Below are 18,167 nucleotides of genomic sequence, written 5' to 3' on the forward strand. Positions count from 1 at the left end.
GGCTCCCTTGATGGGTTCGACGCTTGGTTTAGGCTTCCGGATTTTGCTTGGGCGTAAGCTTTAACGCAGCCCGGAATAAGCCGTAAGCCAGCAAAGACAGGCTGGCTATCGTTATCAGCAGCGGCGTATAGTTTTTACCCGGCACGGACTCCAGCCCGACTGAGAACGGAATATGGGTATCCAGGCGCTTATCCTTATCAACGATAGCAATATGCGCCAGGTAATTGCCGGCGCCATAACGGCTAAAGTCCACCGAGACGTTCGCCGTGCCGGTTTTGACTTTTTGTGGTTCCTGATAAAACACCCGCGTACCATCCGGCTCTTTGGTGATCTCGAATTCGACGCTGACATGGCGCAGGCTTTTGCCCTCGTAATCGAACACTAGCTTGGTGGGGCCGACGCCTGGAATGATGTTGCAGTATTCCCGGTTGCCGGACAATGTCGGGGTATACGCCGTAAAATGCACGCGTTCAAAGCCCACTCGCGCATTGCAGTTATCGACCTCTTCGGCCGCGCCGCGATGAGCGTGGGCATTGCCCAACAGCAGGCAGGCCAGCGCCAAGGTCAAGGCAAACCTTGTTCCCTGGCTTTTATAACTGTTATGTGCGGTGTTCATCGGGTTCCTCCTGCAAAGCGTTTAACTTAAGCTGGTCAACGCAATTAGAAATCGAAGGTTTCCACTTCGGAAATCAGAAACGTCGGCGCGCCGCCGCTGGAAATCTCGACCGCATGTGCCGCCGTTTCCTGGCCGCCGGGCGAACTTAGGCAGGCTTGCAAGTCGCTCAGCGTAGGGAAGTACACTTCCGCGATACGATGAAACTGCGCGGCGCTTTGGTCTGCGTTGGATTTAATCAGGGAGGCGACGAAACGGGTTTTGCCGGCCAGTTTTTCCACGGCCATCGGCACGTGTTCGTCGGCATAGCGGCGTTCGAAGGTTTCCAGATCGGTCGGTACTGGATACATCACAATTAATTTTGCTGCTTTCATAGGTTTCTCGAATGTTTTTGTAAAGGGGAGATGCTATGAGACTCCTATTTTGTTGATTAGTAAAATACCGGTTTTCTATGGAATAATAGGCTTCGCCTATTCAAGTGATGAGCTAAACATGGAAATGCAACAAATACGCTACTTCCTGGCAGTTTGCGATAAGGGCTCGTTTACCCGCGCCGCGCAATCGACTTACGTCGCGCAGCCGTCGTTGACGCAAGCAATCAAAAAGTTGGAAGACGAACTGGGCGGGGAGTTATTCAGCCGCGAACGTAGCGGCTGTCGTTTGACATCGCTGGGGCGTTTGGTGGAGCCGAGCCTGAGGCAGATCTTTCGCGAGGCGCAAACCATCAAGGCCGAGGCTGTCCGCTTCAGCCGCTTGAACACCGTGCCGCTGCGCATAGGCGTGATGGCTACTATTGCCGCGCAACATCTCAGCCCTTTCTTCGCCGACTTCCAGCAAGAACGGCCGCATGTGGAATTGGAACTGGTGGTGGATAACGAGTGTAATCTGTTGCAACAATTGGACGAGGGGCAGCTGGATTTGATGGTCAGTGCGCCGACCTCGCCGCTACCGGCGCATTTACAGTCCTTAAAGCTTTACGAAGAGCGTTATGTCGTGGTTTTTAACGACAAGCATCGCTTCAATCAATTATCGGTCATCGATTTGGCGACCATCCAATCCGAGCCTTATCTGGACCGGCTAAACTGCGAATTACGCGAAACCTTGCGCGGTGTTTGCCTAGGCCGGCAGATCAATCTTTATGCGGCTTATAGAAGCAACAGCGAGGAATGGATATTGAACATGGTGCGGGCCGGGATAGGCGTGGCGTTGATGCCGGAATTCAGCGTACCGAAGCGGGGCGATAAGCTCAAAACCCGATATTTATCCGATCCGGAAATTCGGCGCACGATTTGTGCGGTTTACCAGGACTCGGCGGCTACAAATCCGGAAGTAAACCAGTTGCTGGAAAAGTTTAAAGTTGGTTTTTGACGAGGGCGATTAGCTTATCCGCGTCTTCGCTAAACAATTGTGTCAATTTGCGCACAAACCGCCGCCGCTTAGCCGGGCGAACCCGGATTAATCATCGTTCCCAAGCTCTGCGTAGGAACGCAGCCTCTGACGCTCCGGCGTCCTGCTGAACAAGGCAAACATGGGCAGAAGCCGCTACGTCATCACCGAAGCCAACAAAGCGCATGTCATCACCTGCAAGGTAGTGGAATGGCTGGCCGTTTTCACGCGCCCGGAACCGGGCCAGTCGTCCTGGACAGTTGGCAATATCAACGCCAACGCATCGGTTTGAAACTATACGGCTACGTGATCCTGGAAAATCATCTGCACTTCATCGCCCAGGCCCCGGAGCTGGACAAATACGTGGCCAGTTTCAAAGCCTATACCTCCCGCCGGATCATCAATCATTTGCAGCAACAAAAAGCGGAGCTCCTGCTCCAACGGCGGTGCTTTGCCAATGCGGCGCATAAACAAGATCGCGAATATCAGTTCTGGCAAGAAGGCGTGCATGCCGAATTGATTTTGAACGAAGCGATAATGCGGGAAAGCTGGCTTATATCCACGTCAATCCGGTTAAACGCGGTTACGTGAATTTGCCGCAGTATTGGCGCTATTCTAGCGCCGCTAACTATGAGGGGTTGATGGTGATCGACGTTTGGTGACGGACGCTGGAGCGTCCGTGGCGGCGCTCATTTTAACTAATTCCAAAGCAAGGAATCATGTCAGTAAAATCGTGCCCGCGGCCAAATCGGTAAACGTAAGCTTTAATCCCTTACCCATTCTTCCACCAGCCGGCTAGGCATATGCGGAGATTCGCTGGATTGCGGGTGGTTTTTGCCGGCGATGACGCAATAGATCACGCGCAGGGTGTCTGCCAGTAATAGCCAGGTGATCAGCATGAATAAGCTGGTTAAGCCGGCATTCAAATAGTCATTGAAGATCAAATGGGGCGCGTTTTTCACTTGCTCGGCGGGGAGAGCGCCGTTGGCGAGTCTGGCGGATAAATCCGCGGCATGCGATAAAAATCCCACCCGCAAATCGGCGGCAAACAATTTTTCCCAAGCGGCGGTGCTGGTGACGATAATCAACCAGGCTAAGGGGGTTGCCGTTACCCACACATATTTCAATTTGTCCGACTTCACCAAGATTGTGGTGGCCACGCATAAGGCAATTGCCGCCAGCATTTGGTTGGCAATACCGAATAAAGGCCACAGGCTGTTGATACCGCCCAAGGGGTCGATGGTGCCCATGTACAGAAAATAGCCCCAAGCGCCCACTACTAATCCACTGGTCAACAAGATGCTGGGGTAGCTGTTGGTTTTCGCCAAACCCACATTACCCAGAATGTCTTGCAGCATGAAGCGGGCGACGCGGGTGCCTGCGTCCAGAGTGGTCAAAATGAATAAAGCCTCGAACATGATCGCAAAGTGGTACCAGGCCGCCAGTAGATGTGCGCCGAAGACTTGCGCGAATAAGCTGGCCATACCTACCGCCAGCGACGGCGCGCCGCCGGTACGGGCGAACAGCGTGGATTCGCCCATGGTTTTGGCCAGGGTCTGCATCTGCTCGACGCTCACCGGAAAGCCCCAGCTGCTGATCTTGGCCACGGCATCCGCCGCTTCTTTACCGACAATGCCAGCCGGGCTATTGATCGCAAAATATACGCCAGGCTCCAACACCGATGCGGCAATCATGGCCATGATGGCGACGAAGGATTCCATCATCATCGCCCCGTAGCCGATGAAGCGGGCGTCTTGCTCGTTAGCCAGCAATTTGGGCGTAGTCCCGGAGGAAATCAGCGCATGAAAGCCGGAAATGGCTCCGCAGGCGATGGTGATAAACACAAACGGAAACAGTTTGCCGCCGAAAATCGGCCCCGTGCCGTCGATGAATTGGGTGAGCGCCGGCATTTTCAATTCCGGGCGTAACACGACGATAGCAACTGCCAACGCGGCGATGGTACCCAGTTTCATAAAGGTGGACAAATAGTCGCGCGGCGCAAGTAAAAGCCAGACCGGCAATACCGCCGCCGCGAAGCCGTACAAAATGACCATAACCGCCAATTGCGGGGCGTCGTAATCAAACCAGCTGCGTATTGTCGGACTATCATCGATCCAGCCGCCGCCGAGGACCGCAAATATCAACAACGAGACCCCGATTAAAGTGGCCTCCAACACCCGGCCCGGTCTTAAATGGTGTAAGTAACAGCCCATCAGTACGGCTATCGGAATAGTAGCCGCTACTGTGGAAGTGGCCCAAGGGCTGTGTTTCATGGCATTCACGACCACCAACCCCAGTACCGCGATCAGGATCACCATAATCATCATCACGCCTATCATGGCTGCGGTGCCGCCAATAGCGCCCAACTCGTCTTTCGCCATTTGCCCTAGTGAACGGCCATCCCGGCGGATCGAGAAAAATAGCGTGACAAAATCCTGTACACAGCCGCCAAGCACTGCTCCCACCAGTATCCACAGCGTGCCCGGCAGATAGCCGAATTGGGCGGCCAAGGTCGGCCCGATTAAGGGGCCGGGACCCGCGATTGCTGCAAAATGGTGCCCGAACACCACCCATTTATGGGTAGGCATAAAGTCGCGGCCGTCGTCGAAACGCTCTGCGGGGGTGGCGCGGCTTGGGTCCAATACCAAAACTTTGGTCGCAACAAATGCGCTATAGAAACGATAACCCAGCGCGTAGATACAAATCGCCGCGACGATCAGCCACATGCTATTAATGGATTCGCCGCGTTGCAAAGCAATGCCGCCGACGGCGAAGGCGCCGGTCAGGGCGACGCAAGCCCAGAAAAAAATGGACGGTACTTGTTTGTTGGGGCCAGACATGGCGAGTTCCTTTGGATTGTAATCGGTGTACTGCGTGATAGAGTTCGCAAAATGGTAGCATGTCAGCGTCAATTGCTGTTGGCGGATTAGCTCGGAAACCTACTGTTTTGAACAGTTTTACCGTCAATTCGCCACCGCCATTGGCTGGTTTTGTTCAATTGGATTGAATAGGCCTTAGCCGCTGACTTGCCGGCGTATAATTAAGACTTGCTATCCATTACAGATAAAGGAGGACGAGAAGATGAACAGAACGATTTTCAGCGGTTTATGTTTGGTTGCTTTGGCTTTAATGCCGTTTGGCTGGGCTTTCGCGGAAGCCCAACCGACTGCTAAACCCGAACATGGCGAATACCGCGACTGGCGTTTGTTGGGTGTATCTTTGCGCCACGACAAAAACAGCATACGCGCCATCGTCGGTAACCATGTGGCTATCACCGCCGCACGCGCAGGTAAAGTTAAACCATGGCCGGACGGCAGCATCATAGCCAAAATTAAGTGGGGCGAAAGAAAGCATCCGAATTGGGAACAAGCGACTGTGCCAGGCGAATTCACCGCTGCGGAAGCGATGGTGAAAGACAGCAAGAAATACGCTGATACCGGCGGTTGGGGTTTCGGCATTTGGGAAGGCAAAACCTTAAAAATGCTGGATCAAGAAAAATCCGCGCCGTGTTTCGCTTGCCATTTGCCCATGAAAGACAGCGACTACGTTTATACCCTGCCTAATCTCCAATAAACGCGGTTTTTTGAGACAAGAGGCGGTTCATTCGCCTCTAGTTGGGCTACCCATCAAACTGCCGACATGGGCGGCAACACTGTTAGCCAACGCGCTTAAATTGTATCCGCCTTCCAATGCTGAAATGATTCGCCCCTGGCAGCAGGCATCGGCGATGCAAAGCAATTCGTCGGTAATCCAGCGATAGTCGTCTTCCACTAGGCCAAGTGATGCTAAAGGGTCGTCTCTGTGGGCGTCGAAACCGGCGGAAACCAAAATCAGTTCGGGGTTGAATGTTTTCAGTGCCGGCAAAATGGACTGGCGATATTTATCCCGAAAAACCTCGCCGCCGCTGCCTGTGGGTAGGGGAACATTGATAATGTTCCCGACACCGCATTCCGAGGGATGGCCGGTGCCGGGGTAATGCGGCCATTGATGGCTGGACGCATACAGTACTTGCGGCTGTTCGCAAAAAGCCGCTTGGGTGCCGTTGCCATGGTGCACGTCAAAATCCACGATGGCTATCCTGGTCAGGCCGTAGCGGCTGCGGGCATATTCGGCGGCAATGGCGATATTGTTGAACAGGCAAAACCCCATCGCATAATCCGGCATGGCATGGTGGCCGGGAGGGCGGGTAGCGCAAAAGGCCCTGGCGTTTTGGCCGGTGCAAATTCTATCGACGGCGTCGCACACTGCGGCCACCGCGCGCAGAGCCGCTGGTTTGGAGCCGGGCGATACCACGGTATCCGCGTCAAAATTGGCGTAGCCTTGTTCAGGGATGGTTGATAGCACTTTCGCTATCATGGCTTTGCTGTGTATCAAGCCAATCTTATCTTGGATATCGGTGGGAATATCGGGTGCGATTCTTTGCAATGGTGCAAATTGGGGTGCCGACAACGCTTGTTCGATCACATGGAGCCGGTCGATGCTCTCTGGATGGGCTACGCCGGTGTCGTGGCCCAAAAAATCCGGGTGACTATAGTAAAGTGTGCGCATAAGCTTACTCCTGCGGATGTTGCTTAAAGTCGTATCTTTATCGGATTGGCTTCGGCAGTGTATATCCCTTATGCAAATATATCTATAAATATTAATTGGTTAGCAAATTTTTATTGAGCTGAGTTTTTGTGCTGGGGTATAGCGGCACGGGGTCTTTCGTGGACAATCAACGGCTGCGGGTGATGGTGTCGGCCGTGGAAGAGCTTTGCAGGAATCGCTTGGCCTCAAGCGATTCCGCATGATTTCGACTTAAAAGATTGGCTTTGAATGAGCTTTCAAAGTTCTCTAGTCTGACTAAAATGAATGTCGGGCCAACGCTCTTCAGTCAATTGCAAGTTCACCCGGCTGCTGGCCAGATAAACCAAATAGCCGCCGCCATCTTCGGCAAGATTTTCAAAGGCCTTGTTCTTAAACTCTTCCAGTTTGGCCGGATTTTTCGCGCTGACCCAACGCACGGTATTGATCGGCGAAACATCGTAAGCACATTCCACGTTGTATTCGTTTTTTAGACGATGGGCGGTGACATCAAACTGCAAAATACCCACCGCACCAAGGATTAAATCGTTGTTTTTCAGCGGGCGGAACAGCTGGGTAGCGCCTTCTTCGGTCAATTGAATCAAACCTTTTTGCAGCGCTTTGGCACGGAGCGGATCTTTTAACACCACGCGGCGAAACAATTCCGGCGCGAAGTATGGGATGCCGCCGAATTTCAATACTTCGCCTTGGGTAAAGGTGTCGCCAACTTGAATGGTGCCGTGGTTATGCAAGCCTATGATGTCGCCGGCATATGCTTCCTCGACGTTTTTACGGCTGTCCGCCTGAAAGGTAATGGCGTTGGCGACCTGGATGTTTTTGCCAATCCGCACATGATTGACCTTCATACCTTTATCGAATTTGCCGGAACAGATTCTTAAAAAAGCCACGCGGTCGCGGTGCGCCGGATCCATATTGGCTTGGATTTTAAACACAAAGCCGGTGAATTTTTCTTCATCGGGCAGCACTTCGCGTTGCTCGGCTTGGCGTGATCTAGGACCGGGCGCGTATTCCGCAAAGGCGTCCAGCAATTCGATGATGCCGAAGTTATTGATCGCCGAACCGAAAAACACCGGCGTTTGTTGACCCGCCAAATATTTAGCATGATCGAATTCGTGGCTGGCACCTTTTACCAGTTCAATCTCGTCACGCAATTCTTCCGCCTGATAGCCTAGCAGTTCGTCGAGCTTAGGATTGTTCAAGCCTTTGATGATTTCGGCCTTGGCGATACGACCGCCGTGGTGTGGACTGAACAGCAAGATCTCATCTTTATACAGCTGGTAAACCCCTTTGAAGCGCTTGCCCATACCTATCGGCCAAGTCATTGGCGTACATTGAATTTTTAGCACGCTTTCGACTTCGTCAAGCAGTTCGATCGGTTCGCGGCCTTCGCGATCCAGCTTGTTGATGAAGGTCAGGATTGGCGTATCCCGTAGCCGGCATACTTCCATCAATTTGATGGTCCTATCCTCTACGCCTTTCGCCACGTCAATCACCATCAACGCCGAGTCTACGGCTGTTAATGTCCGGTAAGTATCTTCGGAAAAGTCTTCATGGCCCGGGGTGTCCAGCAAATTGATGATGCAATCATTATGCTCAAACTGCATGACAGAAGTGGTGACGGAAATCCCCCGCTCTTTTTCCATTTCCATCCAGTCGGAGGTGGCGTGGCGGGCCGCTTTGCGACCTTTGACCGAGCCGGCTAACTGAATGGCGCCGCCGAACAGCAGCAATTTTTCAGTGATGGTGGTTTTACCGGCGTCGGGGTGGGAGATGATGGCAAAAGTGCGGCGCCGCTTGTATTCAGGGAATTCCATTGATTGTTTTATTTGCATTTGCATAGTTGTGTACATAGCTATGTACACAAAATTAAAAGTACATTTCCGACAATGCGATATGTGTTGCCGGAAAATTTTGGAATTATATCGTAGATTCTTCCCAGGCGATGACGTCGTCCAAATCCCGGAATGGCCTCACATTAAAAGTAACCCAAGGGGGGTCATTAAAAACGGGTCGTTGCCTTACATTGTGTGTAGCCGAAATCAAGCGGGTTACCATCATGGAAAAATACCTAGGACACGCCTATTTGCAAACCATCCGGAATCGCTATCGACATAGCAGACTCCCCGCGAACAGCATATCAAACCCAATCCGTTTGCTCTTAAGGCCGCCACTGAGCGCCACTTGCAACTCATTTTTTCACACGTCCGGGTCACCTCTAATGTGAGGCAAAGACTTTGGTCTTGCGGATACTCTTTTCTACAAGGCAATACGTTATGTCACGAAGCAAAATAAGATCAATACCCCGCCAACCAATGTGGCTGAGTTAAAGATTATCGCTTGGTTTTTACGATGCGGGCCTTGCTCTGTCGCAGTTAACAGTGCTCAACACGCACGGCTTTACTTTAGGGGATTGACCGGCCATCTAAAGAAAATTCGGCAATTCACTACTAATCTCCTCCACCACCTTTTTTAACCATCATACCCTTACTCGGGTTATAGCCCATGATTGCCGCCCCCATAAACAGTAAAAATGCGGCGCCGGTAAAGATCAGCGCTTGCTGATTAAATTGCTCGTACAACGCAAAACGAATCAATTCCACTGCTTGCGAGAATGGGTTGTATTGCGCCAGCGTATATAGCACTTCGCTGGATTCTTTGATCTTCCATAGGGGGTACAGCGCCGTGGACATGAAGAACAGCGGGAAAATCACGAAGTTCATCACCCCGGCAAAGTTCTCCAATTGTTTGATGAACGACGACAGCAACAAACCCAAGGCGCCCAGCATCATGCCCGCCAGCACTAGGGCCGGCAAAATCCAGATATAGCCCATCAGCGGCGCTTGAATATCGTACAGCCAAGCTATGCCCAGGAAAGCGTAGGACTGCAACACGCCCACCGCCGTACCGGCGATCAGTTTGCTGCACAATAAAAACCAGCGCGGCAACGGGCAGACCATCAACATGCGCATGCTGCCCATTTCCCGGTCGTAAACCATAGACAGCGAGCTTTGCATGCCGTTAAACAGCAGGATCATGCCCAGCAGACCAGGAGTGATGTAAACCTCGTAGAGGATATAAGTCTCGTAGGGCGGCGCAATGGCTATACCCAACGCGGCTCGGAAGCCGGCGGCGAATACGAACAGCCAAACCAGCGGCCGCACCAAAGCGGAGACAAAGCGTTCGCGCTGATGTAAGAAGCGCAGCAATTCGCGGCCAACGATGCCGATCGTTGCTCGCCAGTAATGTAACAGCCTCATGCTTGCGATCCTTGAGTCAGTTTTTGGAATACCTGGCCGGGATCGGCCCAACCGGTGCTCTGCAATATCTCCGAGAGTTTGCCGCTGGCTTTGACCTGGCCCTTATGCAGCACGATCAAACTGTCCTCGGCGGCGATTTCGTCGATCAAATGCGTCGCCCAAAGCACCGCTAGCTTCTGCTGACTAACCAAGTCATGCACATGGCTAACGATAGCCTGACGGCTGGGCATGTCCAAGCCCACGGTTGGCTCGTCCAGCAACAGCAAACTGGGCTTGTGCAGCAAAGCTCGGGCGATTTCCACCCGGCGCTTGTGGCCGCCGTTCAATTGCCTGACTTTTTCACCGCGCCGTTCGAACATGTTCAAACGCTCCAGCTCTTCCTGTATGCGCTTATCGGCGGCTTTGCGGCCTATACCGTGCAAGGCCGCGTGATAGCGCAGATTTTGCGTCACCGACAAGTCAGGGTCCAGCGTTGTCTGTTGAAACACTACACCTAAGCGCGCCAAAGCTTGCAGGCTTTGTTTTTTAAGATCAAAACCGCAAAGCTCGATGCGCCCGTCCCTGGCGTCGTAAAGCCGGGTGATCAAGGAAAACAGCGTACTTTTGCCAGCACCATTAGGCCCTAGCAAAATCGTGCATTCGCCGGATTGCACATTAAAACTCACGGCATCCAGTGCTTTTTTCGCACCGTAGGCAAAGCTCAGGTTTTCAACCGCTAACGCAATCTCGGTCATGGTTTAACCGCCACGCCCCAAGGATAACGGCCAACCGCGACTGATTTAGTCACCTTATGGTTTTCCAAATCAATAATCGATACATCGTTGCTGACGCCGTTGGTGGTGTACAGACGTTTTTGATCCGGCGAAAACGCCAGATTCCAAACCCGTTGCCCAACCAATAAAAACTTCTCCACTTTATAGGTTTGAGCGTTGATCACCGCAACGCGATTGGCCGGCCCCATCGCCACATAGCCGTAACGCCGCTCCTTATCGATCGCGATCCCCACCGGTTGAATCTGGTCGCTGCTGACGCCTTGGACGTCCAGCTTGATGTTCTGCACGATCTGTTTGGACGCCGCATCAATGATGGTCAGCGTGCCGGCCATTTCCGAGGTGGCCCACAATTGCTGGCTGTCGTCGGTAAACGTCACAGCGCGCGGCCGCGGATCGACCAGCGTGTTATCCGCAATTTGCCGAGTATTGGTATCGATCCAGTGCAGCATGTTGGTAGTTTCAGAAGCGCTAATCGTCCATTTGTTGTCAGGGCTGACGGTAATGCCTTCCGGCTCGACGCCTACCTTGACCTTAGCGACGGCTTTTTTCGCCGTAATGTCGATCACCGTCACTTCCGCATCATCTTCATTGGACACGTACATGAATTTGCCGTCCGGGCTTAACGCGAAAGTTTCAGGGTCTTCGCCGGACGGCAGTTTGCCTATTTCCTTCAGCGTTTCCGAGTCGATTATGCGAATGGTGTTGTCGTCGCTGGTGGCAACGAACAAGGTCTTGCCGTCCTTACTTATCGCTATGCCGCGTGGCCGCTGGCCGACCGGAACGGTTTTGACCAGCTTGCCTTCGACGGGATCGAGCACGGCAATCGCATTATCTTTTTCCAGTGTGACGAATACGGTTTCGGCTTGCGCGGCCGAAGCCAATAAGAAGGCGGCCATTCCGGCCATTTTTATCGGGTGCATAAATTTTTCCTTGGTATGCCTGATGTCATTTTACTGATCTATTGGGTAACGAGGATTTGCGCTTTACTAACAAATCGATGTAATCCGCGGAGATGAATGGTTATAAAACCCATAACACGCTATTTCACAACAAATATCCTCCCTTAGAGCTGGGAAGTTTAACCTGAAGCTCGGCGGGATTACATCCTTTCGCCAAATGGGAAATTATCCTAATTGAACCCGACTATTGAATATCATCGCTCCCACTTATATGGCAATGACAGCTAAAACGAATTGGCCCAGCTAATACGCCTAAGTCGGAACCCGGCTTGAGCAATCACTTCACACCCGTGCTTTTGCCAAAAAAATCGCTGAGACCTGTACGCTAGAACAATACCGAACTGACTACCATCAAGGCGAAGATATGCGCAACGCTCGGCATTTGTTATTTGCATCGCAAAATCATACAAAGAAAGTTGCCAAAAAAATTAATTTGTATCGGCAAGACTTCGCAAATAGCCGTGAATATTCACTTTGGACTAACAAGGTCATAGAAATGAAATTTTATCTGATAACGGAAGACCAACTGGAAAACCTCGGCAAAAAGCACGATTCGCTGCTAAAAACCGGAACCCTGTGCGATCTTATGCTGGACATCGCGGCGCACGCCGACGATTTTCAAACCTTCGATGCGGCGTTGGAAATGGCCAACAGCGAATTGGATAGGTTGGAACTGTTTTTCGATACCTGCGATTTAGTTTGAATCTATAAACGCTGTTTTTTTTTGGAATCAAGGTTAGGCAGACGTTTCGCATTCGCTTAAAACCCGGATTCGCGTACCAGCACCGTCGCGACTTGCCGGACAAGACGATGCAACAGACTAGTGGCCGGCGTATCCAGTCTGACACTACCACGCCTTTCTCCCGGAAAATGTGCGAGGTTCTGACTCTCAGCCTCCGGCCTTAAGATGATGCGGTAAACGGCGCTTTCCGGCACAGCTTGTTGCTGCGCATCGGACCGGGCAGCAATATCGCCGCCGTGCATCGAAGCCAACATCGGCGGAACCCGAGCGGCCCCGCCTTGATCGATACGCTCTACCCGGCAAATTATCGGCGACGTTCCCGGTTGATCGGGATAAAACACCGCACCGTCGGCCTGCCCTGCCGCTTGTAAATCCTCTTCGGCCACGTAGGCTTCGATCAGTTGACTACGCGGATCGACCACAATCAATAAGGCCTCGCCTTCCTTCAACCACTGTCCCTCTTGCGCTTGCTGATTTAAATCCAAAGCCAATCCGTCAAACGGTGCTTGTATCGTTAACTGGGTTTGCTGATGCCGAAAACCGGCTTGCTTCGCGCCGGCCGATTCCAGTTCCTTCAGTAACACCTGCCGGCGCTGATTCAAGTTTTGCTCCAATCCCTGATATGCCAGTTGCCATTCGACCAACTGCCCTTCCAGCGAGGAATTGCGGGCTTGAAAATCCAGTTCGCGCGAACTTAGTTGCGCCAACAACTCGCCGCTTTTCACCGCTTGTCCGGTTTTGACCTGCCAGGCGTCCAGGCGCGCCGCGGTTGGCAAATAGATTTCGGCGTAACGCTCCGCCTTACTCAGTGCTGGCGCATTGACATGGCCTTGCCACGGCACAACCAAAACCGCGATGCCCAGAACTAATAGCAACAGAAAGGTTCGACTCCGCGGACTAGTCCAAACATCGGGTCCCAGGTTTTTCCAGGCCGCCAATTCAGACCAAATCGGCCGCAGAATAAACCACCCTACTTCCACCGCCATCATCAACAGCCCTAGTAGCTTAAAGAAAAAGTGGTAGACCAGTAGCGCGATGCCCAGAAACAGAAAGAAACGATACAACCAGGTAAACCAGGCGTAGCCGATAAAAAACCAGTGCCAGCGTTTCGATAACGATTCCGGCGGCAGTTGATCCAGTCCAAATAGCAAACGCCGCAAATGCCAGCGGTTGTAGGCAAATGCGCGTGGTTGCAGATTTTCGATTCCCAACCAGTCGGCCAACAAATAATAACCATCGAAGCGCATGAACGGACTCAGATTGATGGCCAGCGTCATGATCCAGGTCGAGGTTGCCAATAAAAACACCCCGCTGCGTAACGGACCATCCGTCAGGAAGCTCCAGGCCAAGGCCGCAAATACCGCCAAGCCCAACTCGGCGGCAATCCCAGCCCCGGCAATCGCTACCCGTTGCCGACGCGAGCTGAGTTTCCAGGTTTCGCTGGCGTCGGTATACAGCATTGGATACATCACCATGAACGCTACGCCCATGGTCGGCACGCGGCAACCATAGCGATGCGCGGTCAAGGCATGACCAAATTCATGTAGCGTCTTGGCCAGCATTAAAGCCAAAAAATATTGCGCCAACCCGGACCAATTGAAAAAGTGCGGAAATGTCGCCAAGAAGCGTTCCCATTGCCGGGACAGTAAAAACCCGGCCAGCAGCGCGCAACCCATCAACAACGCGGCGAACCGCCCACTGTAAATCCAGGCCAAGCGCGGATACAGCCAAGCCAGTAAGGCATCAGGTTTTAACAAGGGAATTTTAAAAAACAGATAATTATGCAGCAACCATTGCGCCCAGCTTTGCTTGCGCATCGCCACCTGTTGCCGCAGCCGTTGCAGCCCGGCATCGCCGCTCATGCGCAGCAGGTTGTTATTCAACAAGAATTGAGCAAATTCGCCGACCTGACTTGTATCGATATGTAAAGTGGTTTCGCGGTTCACGGCTTGGGCAATCGCTTCCGTTTGTCCCAAGGCCCAGCGCGCCAGAATTTCGAATTCTTGCCAGCCGATCCGAAAAAACCGGTTATTGGCCGGATCGTGCAAGGTCCAGGTCGGCGTACCATCGAAACCTTGCGGTCCGGGCAGACAATGCAACTCTTCGCGCAGCGGCACCAGGGCCGACACGGTCTCTACAACCCCAGCCATTGCCGCACACCGGACAGCGGTCGCCGAAACAGGTAATAAAACAAAGTCACCCGTTGGCCGTAAAGCTTGGCTGTACCTTTCAGACCGATGCGCGGCAATGGCTCCGCAGCCGCCAATCGGGCCTTGACCCGATACGCCAACACCTGATCGGTGCCGACTTCGGCCTGGTAGCTGCGCGAATACACCTGAGCATCCAGAGGGTGTTGCGGATCGATGTTCAAAAACATCACCGCTTCGGCACCATCGGCCAGTTCGATAAAATCGGCGACCGGCACCCGCATTTCCAGTTCCACTCGCGTCGGATCGGCCAGATTCAATATCCGTTCGCCCAAGGCCACCGGCCGGCCGATCCAGTCGTGTACATCGCTGAAAATTGCCACGCCGGCATGCGGCGCCCTGATTTGCGAGCGTGCCAACTGTTCCGCCAGATACTCCACCTCGGCGGCGTGCTGCTCCATTCGGCCTTTCAGCACCGTCATTTCCGCCTTGCTGTCGGCATCGAACATGGCCTGCTGGGCGGTCTTGCGGTATTCGGCTTCCGATACCGCCAACACTTTACGCGCAACTTCCAGCCGATTGGCAATATCGGTATTTTCCAAGGTTAGCAATAATTGATCGGCAGCAACGGCTTGATTGGGTTGAATCTGAAAGGTATCGACCACGCCTTCCAGAGGCGCGCGAATCACCGTCGGTTGGGCGGCAATCACTTCGGCTGGGGCCAGCACCGACAGCCTTACCGGAATCAATAACAGTAAGATTACTGCCACAGCCCAACGTTTAAGAGCGGTGAGCGTGTAAAGACCGCGCCACCAGGGCTTACGCGGCTGCAAAGCCCGCCAGGCATGGGCATAGGCATCGCTAAGTTCGGCCAGCAACACCGCTTCCCCTTCCTGCCACGCTTGCTCGCGCGCCAATAGCCATCCGCCCAGTGTCCGACCCTGAACTTTCAGCGGCAGCCATAAACCGCAGACCGGCAGCCATTGCTGCCACTCTATCCGCAAGCTCTCCGGTAAATCATCGGCATTTAATAATTGATAAGTGGAATTATTGCCGGTTTGAAACTGCCGCCGACAAACGTCGTTCAACCAGACGATATAAGGTGCGTGCATATCGAGTTGGGCGATACCGGATACCGCCGCCACCGGTTGCATCGGTCTATCCAACCACAGCGCGGCTTGGCGGTATTCCACCAAACTGCGACTCTCGTTGACGATGACAAAACCTAAGGCTGCTAAATCTTCGGCGGCACGCGCCTTGCGTTGCAGCTGTAATAGCAGTGCCAGCCCCCGCAACTGGCGTTGCTGAGGGTCTTCTTGTTGCACAGCCAAATCAATGCGCCTTATCCGGGAACAGCGCCCGGCCGCTCATGCCCGCCAACAACTCGCTATGCTTGCCGGTAACCCGGCCAGTGATCGAAACTGTTTGACTCACCGGATCGATGCGAGCACCCAAGGTCACAACCTCCGCCGAATAGTCCCGGTCCAACTCGTCGATGTGCACCTTAAATGCCTGTTTCGGTTTTAACCAGCGCAGCCACAACGACGGCACGATTAATTTGATTTCCAGCTGGCTATCGTCCAATACATCCATGATCGGATCACCCACTTTCAAATGCTGATGCTCATGCGCCTTTAGCGCCGCAACCCGGCCATCGAACGGTGCGTGAATCCGGCATTTTTCCAGGCCGGCCTTGGTCAGCGCGATGTCGGCTTTGGCTTCGCCCAACTTGGCTTTGGCCACATCCACTTCCAGCGAACTAACCGATTCCAATTGCGACAGCCGGGCGTTGACATCATAAGTCTTGCCCGCGCCGTCCGCGGTAGCTTGGGCTTTTTGCAACTGTGCCTGCTGGATCGAGCAATCGAAACTAACCAGCACCTGACCTTTTTTAAAGCGCTCGCCTTCCCGCACCGTCAAATCTTTAATCACCGCCGCCACTTCCGCTGACAGTGTGGTTTCGTTGCGCGGCATTAGCTGGGCGCGGATTTCGGTTTCGACAGACGAAGACTGCGCGGGAGCCGGCTCTGCCGAGGCATTGGACAAAGACAAGGCGGGCAATAAGGCTAGCGTCCATACGCACAATGATTTTCTCAGCATCACGATTTGCCTGCCCCTGCCGCTGCTTCACTGGTATTTTCCGGCTGCGGATCGTCAGTCGCTTGCACCGGGTAATGCCCGTGGTTCCATTCCTGATCGATGGCTTCAATGGCATTGGCCAAGGTATCCACAGAGTCATCTGCCATCGTCGCCGGCAACGGATCAAAACCCAAGGACACATACAGTTTGCCCAAGGCATCTTGAGACTCGGCATAGGCCTGGCGGCGCTGCAATTCCGACAAGACCGAATCCACCGACACCCGAATCCGCTCCACGGAACTCATCGCTTCGGTCAATTCGCTATTCAGTACATGATGATGAATTTTTTGATTAACGTCGTCCAATTCGGAGCTACGTTGGTATTGCTTGTCCGCCAAGGCCAGTTGTTGCTGTGCCAGATGAACCTGAGTCAGAATCGCCATGTGCGCGGCCAAGCGCCGCGAATGCGCCAAGGATTCCTGGGTTTCGGCGGTGGCGATCGCTTGCGGCGCGGAGAGCAATTCGAACAGATTTTTGGAAATCTGCGTACCGATCTCACCCCAACTTTGGTTTAACAGATAAGAGTTGGAATCGTAATTGCCGCCCAACTGCACTTCCACGCCGGGCAATAAACGCAGCATGGCTTTTTTGACTTCGGCTGAGCCGATGCGGGTCTGATACATTTCCTGACGTAGTTCCGGCCGCAATTGCAGGGCCAATTCACCCATTTTATCCATGTCTATTTGCGGTTTGACGACATCCGGCCACGGGTTGACGGCATCGTCCGCCAGCTTAAAGTCCTGATTAGGCGGCAAATTGATCAAACCCGCTAACTCGGATTTGGCCATTTGTTGCTGCTCCAGCAATCCTTCCAAGCGGCGGACAATTTCCAGCAGGCTTTTTCGATAACGTAGCGCGTCCAGCGGTGAACGTAGTTTTTCGGCCTCGGCCTGTTCGGCCAGCGCCAACGCATGTTGCGCCTCAGCGAGCACCGGCTGAATTCTGGCCGTCATCCGTTGCGCGCTCAACGCCCGCCAATAGGCGCTACGTACATCTTTCATTAAATTGTGGCTGACTTTGCGACGGCTCTCGGCAGTGACCAAGGCCTTGTTGCCTTCCTGCTGCGCGCGGAAATAGCTGACGCCAAAATCCAGAATGTTCCAGCGCAAACTTAAATCACCCATGAAACGGCTACGATCCTGAGAAGTGGAAGTTTCCAACGATTCCCTACCGGTGGAGATAGAACGACTGTTGGAGGCATTGTAATTATCTCGACTTCTGTAACCGGCCGAAGCCACCACATCCGGCAGCAAATCGAAGCGTGCCAAGGTCGCCTGGCCTTCCGCCACCGCGCGTTCCATCATTTTCACCCGGTGATCCAGATTATATTTCAGCGCACGGGACATGGCTTGATACAAAGTCAGCGGCTCGGTCAGCGGCTCCTGTTGCTGAAACAGCTTGGCCTGATCGCTACCGATCTGACTTTGCCGTTCCTGTTGGGTCAGCGGCGAAGGCGCTAACGAACAACCGCTCAGCAACACGATACTCATTGCCATCGCCAGCTTACTGGGGGCAAACCGCTCTAGCGGCCGCGAAAGATATTTAGCCATAACAAGTTCCTGTTTAA

General features: G+C 53.2%; 16 protein-coding genes. 4 read left to right on the forward strand and 12 right to left on the reverse strand.

The window, feature by feature from the left end; genetic code table 11:
- Positions 1 to 28 precede the first annotated feature (28 nt).
- Together METH11B_RS0104350 and METH11B_RS0104355 are read right to left on the reverse strand one after the other, a co-directional pair.
- The gene (locus METH11B_RS0104350; protein WP_026600966.1) at positions 29 to 616 is read right to left on the reverse strand and encodes a hypothetical protein; all 588 of its coding nucleotides are present in this window, start codon (positions 614 to 616) and stop codon (positions 29 to 31) included.
- A 44-nt stretch (positions 617 to 660) separates the two neighbouring features.
- Positions 661 to 987 carry an EthD family reductase gene (locus METH11B_RS0104355; RefSeq protein ID WP_026600967.1) on the reverse strand — a complete coding sequence of 109 codons (327 nt, stop codon included), beginning with the start codon at positions 985 to 987 and terminating at the stop codon, positions 661 to 663.
- Positions 988 to 1,105: 118 nt separating this feature from the next.
- Between METH11B_RS0104355 and METH11B_RS0104360 the strand changes: the two genes are divergently transcribed.
- Complete coding sequence (locus tag METH11B_RS0104360) at positions 1,106 to 1,981, forward strand: LysR family transcriptional regulator (protein ID WP_026600968.1); 876 nt, start codon at positions 1,106 to 1,108, stop codon at positions 1,979 to 1,981.
- Positions 1,982 to 2,209: 228 nt separating this feature from the next.
- Positions 2,210 to 2,590 carry a transposase gene (locus METH11B_RS26170; protein WP_026600969.1) on the forward strand — a complete coding sequence of 127 codons (381 nt, stop codon included), beginning with the start codon at positions 2,210 to 2,212 and terminating at the stop codon, positions 2,588 to 2,590.
- Between the two features lie 173 nt (positions 2,591 to 2,763).
- Here METH11B_RS26170 and METH11B_RS0104370 read toward each other — a convergent pair whose 3' ends face one another.
- Positions 2,764 to 4,839: a carbon starvation CstA family protein gene (locus METH11B_RS0104370; protein WP_026600970.1), complete on the reverse strand. Its 2,076-nt coding sequence runs from the start codon at positions 4,837 to 4,839 to the stop codon at positions 2,764 to 2,766.
- A gap of 241 nt (positions 4,840 to 5,080) precedes the next feature.
- Between METH11B_RS0104370 and METH11B_RS0104375 the strand changes: the two genes are divergently transcribed.
- The gene (locus METH11B_RS0104375) at positions 5,081 to 5,572 is read left to right on the forward strand and encodes a cytochrome P460 family protein (protein ID WP_026600971.1); all 492 of its coding nucleotides are present in this window, start codon (positions 5,081 to 5,083) and stop codon (positions 5,570 to 5,572) included.
- 27 nt (positions 5,573 to 5,599) lie between these two features.
- Here the strand turns inward: METH11B_RS0104375 and METH11B_RS0104380 are convergent, their stop codons facing one another.
- The 5 genes from METH11B_RS0104380 to METH11B_RS0104400 form a co-directional block, all read right to left on the reverse strand.
- Positions 5,600 to 6,547: a histone deacetylase family protein gene (locus METH11B_RS0104380; RefSeq protein ID WP_026600972.1), complete on the reverse strand. Its 948-nt coding sequence runs from the start codon at positions 6,545 to 6,547 to the stop codon at positions 5,600 to 5,602.
- A gap of 275 nt (positions 6,548 to 6,822) precedes the next feature.
- On the reverse strand, positions 6,823 to 8,397 hold the full coding sequence (locus METH11B_RS0104385) for a peptide chain release factor 3 (RefSeq protein ID WP_036276855.1): 1,575 nt from the start codon (positions 8,395 to 8,397) through the stop codon (positions 6,823 to 6,825).
- A gap of 633 nt (positions 8,398 to 9,030) precedes the next feature.
- Positions 9,031 to 9,840 (reverse strand): ABC transporter permease, encoded by an 810-nt coding sequence (locus METH11B_RS0104390; RefSeq protein ID WP_026600974.1) that lies wholly within the window; start codon positions 9,838 to 9,840, stop codon positions 9,031 to 9,033.
- On the reverse strand, positions 9,837 to 10,574 hold the full coding sequence (locus METH11B_RS0104395; protein ID WP_026600975.1) for an ABC transporter ATP-binding protein: 738 nt from the start codon (positions 10,572 to 10,574) through the stop codon (positions 9,837 to 9,839). The genes METH11B_RS0104390 and METH11B_RS0104395 overlap by 4 nt, the downstream gene beginning before the upstream one ends.
- Positions 10,571 to 11,533, reverse strand: a complete 963-nt coding sequence (locus METH11B_RS0104400) for a PQQ-dependent catabolism-associated beta-propeller protein (protein WP_026600976.1) — start codon at positions 11,531 to 11,533, stop codon at positions 10,571 to 10,573. The genes METH11B_RS0104395 and METH11B_RS0104400 overlap by 4 nt, the downstream gene beginning before the upstream one ends.
- A 535-nt stretch (positions 11,534 to 12,068) precedes the next feature.
- On the opposite strand from METH11B_RS0104400, the gene METH11B_RS29035 reads away from it, so the two are divergent.
- Positions 12,069 to 12,275 carry a hypothetical protein gene (locus METH11B_RS29035; RefSeq protein ID WP_155931079.1) on the forward strand — a complete coding sequence of 69 codons (207 nt, stop codon included), beginning with the start codon at positions 12,069 to 12,071 and terminating at the stop codon, positions 12,273 to 12,275.
- Between the two features lie 56 nt (positions 12,276 to 12,331).
- Here METH11B_RS29035 and METH11B_RS0104410 read toward each other — a convergent pair whose 3' ends face one another.
- Genes METH11B_RS0104410 through METH11B_RS0104425 form a run of 4 tightly spaced genes read right to left on the reverse strand, consistent with a single transcriptional unit; the run spans position 12,332 to position 18,150 of the window.
- Positions 12,332 to 14,464: an efflux RND transporter periplasmic adaptor subunit gene (locus METH11B_RS0104410; RefSeq protein WP_026600978.1), complete on the reverse strand. Its 2,133-nt coding sequence runs from the start codon at positions 14,462 to 14,464 to the stop codon at positions 12,332 to 12,334.
- The gene (locus METH11B_RS0104415) at positions 14,449 to 15,786 is read right to left on the reverse strand and encodes an efflux RND transporter periplasmic adaptor subunit (RefSeq protein WP_231499680.1); all 1,338 of its coding nucleotides are present in this window, start codon (positions 15,784 to 15,786) and stop codon (positions 14,449 to 14,451) included. The genes METH11B_RS0104410 and METH11B_RS0104415 overlap by 16 nt, the downstream gene beginning before the upstream one ends.
- A gap of 7 nt (positions 15,787 to 15,793) precedes the next feature.
- Positions 15,794 to 16,561, reverse strand: coding sequence for an efflux RND transporter periplasmic adaptor subunit (locus METH11B_RS0104420; protein ID WP_026600980.1), 768 nt, complete (start codon positions 16,559 to 16,561; stop codon positions 15,794 to 15,796).
- On the reverse strand, positions 16,561 to 18,150 hold the full coding sequence (locus tag METH11B_RS0104425; RefSeq protein ID WP_036275599.1) for a TolC family protein: 1,590 nt from the start codon (positions 18,148 to 18,150) through the stop codon (positions 16,561 to 16,563). Before METH11B_RS0104425 ends, METH11B_RS0104420 begins: the two co-directional genes overlap by 1 nt.
- Positions 18,151 to 18,167: the final 17 nt, after the last annotated feature.

It is taken from the genome of Methylomonas sp. 11b, assembly GCF_000515215.1.
Classification (GTDB): Bacteria; Pseudomonadota; Gammaproteobacteria; order Methylococcales; family Methylomonadaceae; genus Methylomonas.

What these genes read in the sequence shown, in the direction of transcription:
- METH11B_RS0104350 (WP_026600966.1), bottom strand. Translation starts at nt 616, where the DNA reads ATGAACACCGCACATAACAGTTATAAAAGCCAGGGAACAAGGTTTGCC.
- METH11B_RS0104355 (WP_026600967.1), bottom strand. Translation starts at nt 987, where the DNA reads ATGAAAGCAGCAAAATTAATTGTGATGTATCCAGTACCGACCGATCTG.
- METH11B_RS0104360 (WP_026600968.1), top strand. Translation starts at nt 1,106, where the DNA reads ATGGAAATGCAACAAATACGCTACTTCCTGGCAGTTTGCGATAAGGGC.
- METH11B_RS26170 (WP_026600969.1), top strand. Translation starts at nt 2,210, where the DNA reads ATGGCTGGCCGTTTTCACGCGCCCGGAACCGGGCCAGTCGTCCTGGAC.
- METH11B_RS0104370 (WP_026600970.1), bottom strand. Translation starts at nt 4,839, where the DNA reads ATGTCTGGCCCCAACAAACAAGTACCGTCCATTTTTTTCTGGGCTTGC.
- METH11B_RS0104375 (WP_026600971.1), top strand. Translation starts at nt 5,081, where the DNA reads ATGAACAGAACGATTTTCAGCGGTTTATGTTTGGTTGCTTTGGCTTTA.
- METH11B_RS0104380 (WP_026600972.1), bottom strand. Translation starts at nt 6,547, where the DNA reads ATGCGCACACTTTACTATAGTCACCCGGATTTTTTGGGCCACGACACC.
- METH11B_RS0104385 (WP_036276855.1), bottom strand. Translation starts at nt 8,397, where the DNA reads ATGGAATTCCCTGAATACAAGCGGCGCCGCACTTTTGCCATCATCTCC.
- METH11B_RS0104390 (WP_026600974.1), bottom strand. Translation starts at nt 9,840, where the DNA reads ATGAGGCTGTTACATTACTGGCGAGCAACGATCGGCATCGTTGGCCGC.
- METH11B_RS0104395 (WP_026600975.1), bottom strand. Translation starts at nt 10,574, where the DNA reads ATGACCGAGATTGCGTTAGCGGTTGAAAACCTGAGCTTTGCCTACGGT.
- METH11B_RS0104400 (WP_026600976.1), bottom strand. Translation starts at nt 11,533, where the DNA reads ATGCACCCGATAAAAATGGCCGGAATGGCCGCCTTCTTATTGGCTTCG.
- METH11B_RS29035 (WP_155931079.1), top strand. Translation starts at nt 12,069, where the DNA reads ATGAAATTTTATCTGATAACGGAAGACCAACTGGAAAACCTCGGCAAA.
- METH11B_RS0104410 (WP_026600978.1), bottom strand. Translation starts at nt 14,464, where the DNA reads ATGGCTGGGGTTGTAGAGACCGTGTCGGCCCTGGTGCCGCTGCGCGAA.
- METH11B_RS0104420 (WP_026600980.1), bottom strand. Translation starts at nt 16,561, where the DNA reads ATGCTGAGAAAATCATTGTGCGTATGGACGCTAGCCTTATTGCCCGCC.
- METH11B_RS0104425 (WP_036275599.1), bottom strand. Translation starts at nt 18,150, where the DNA reads ATGGCTAAATATCTTTCGCGGCCGCTAGAGCGGTTTGCCCCCAGTAAG.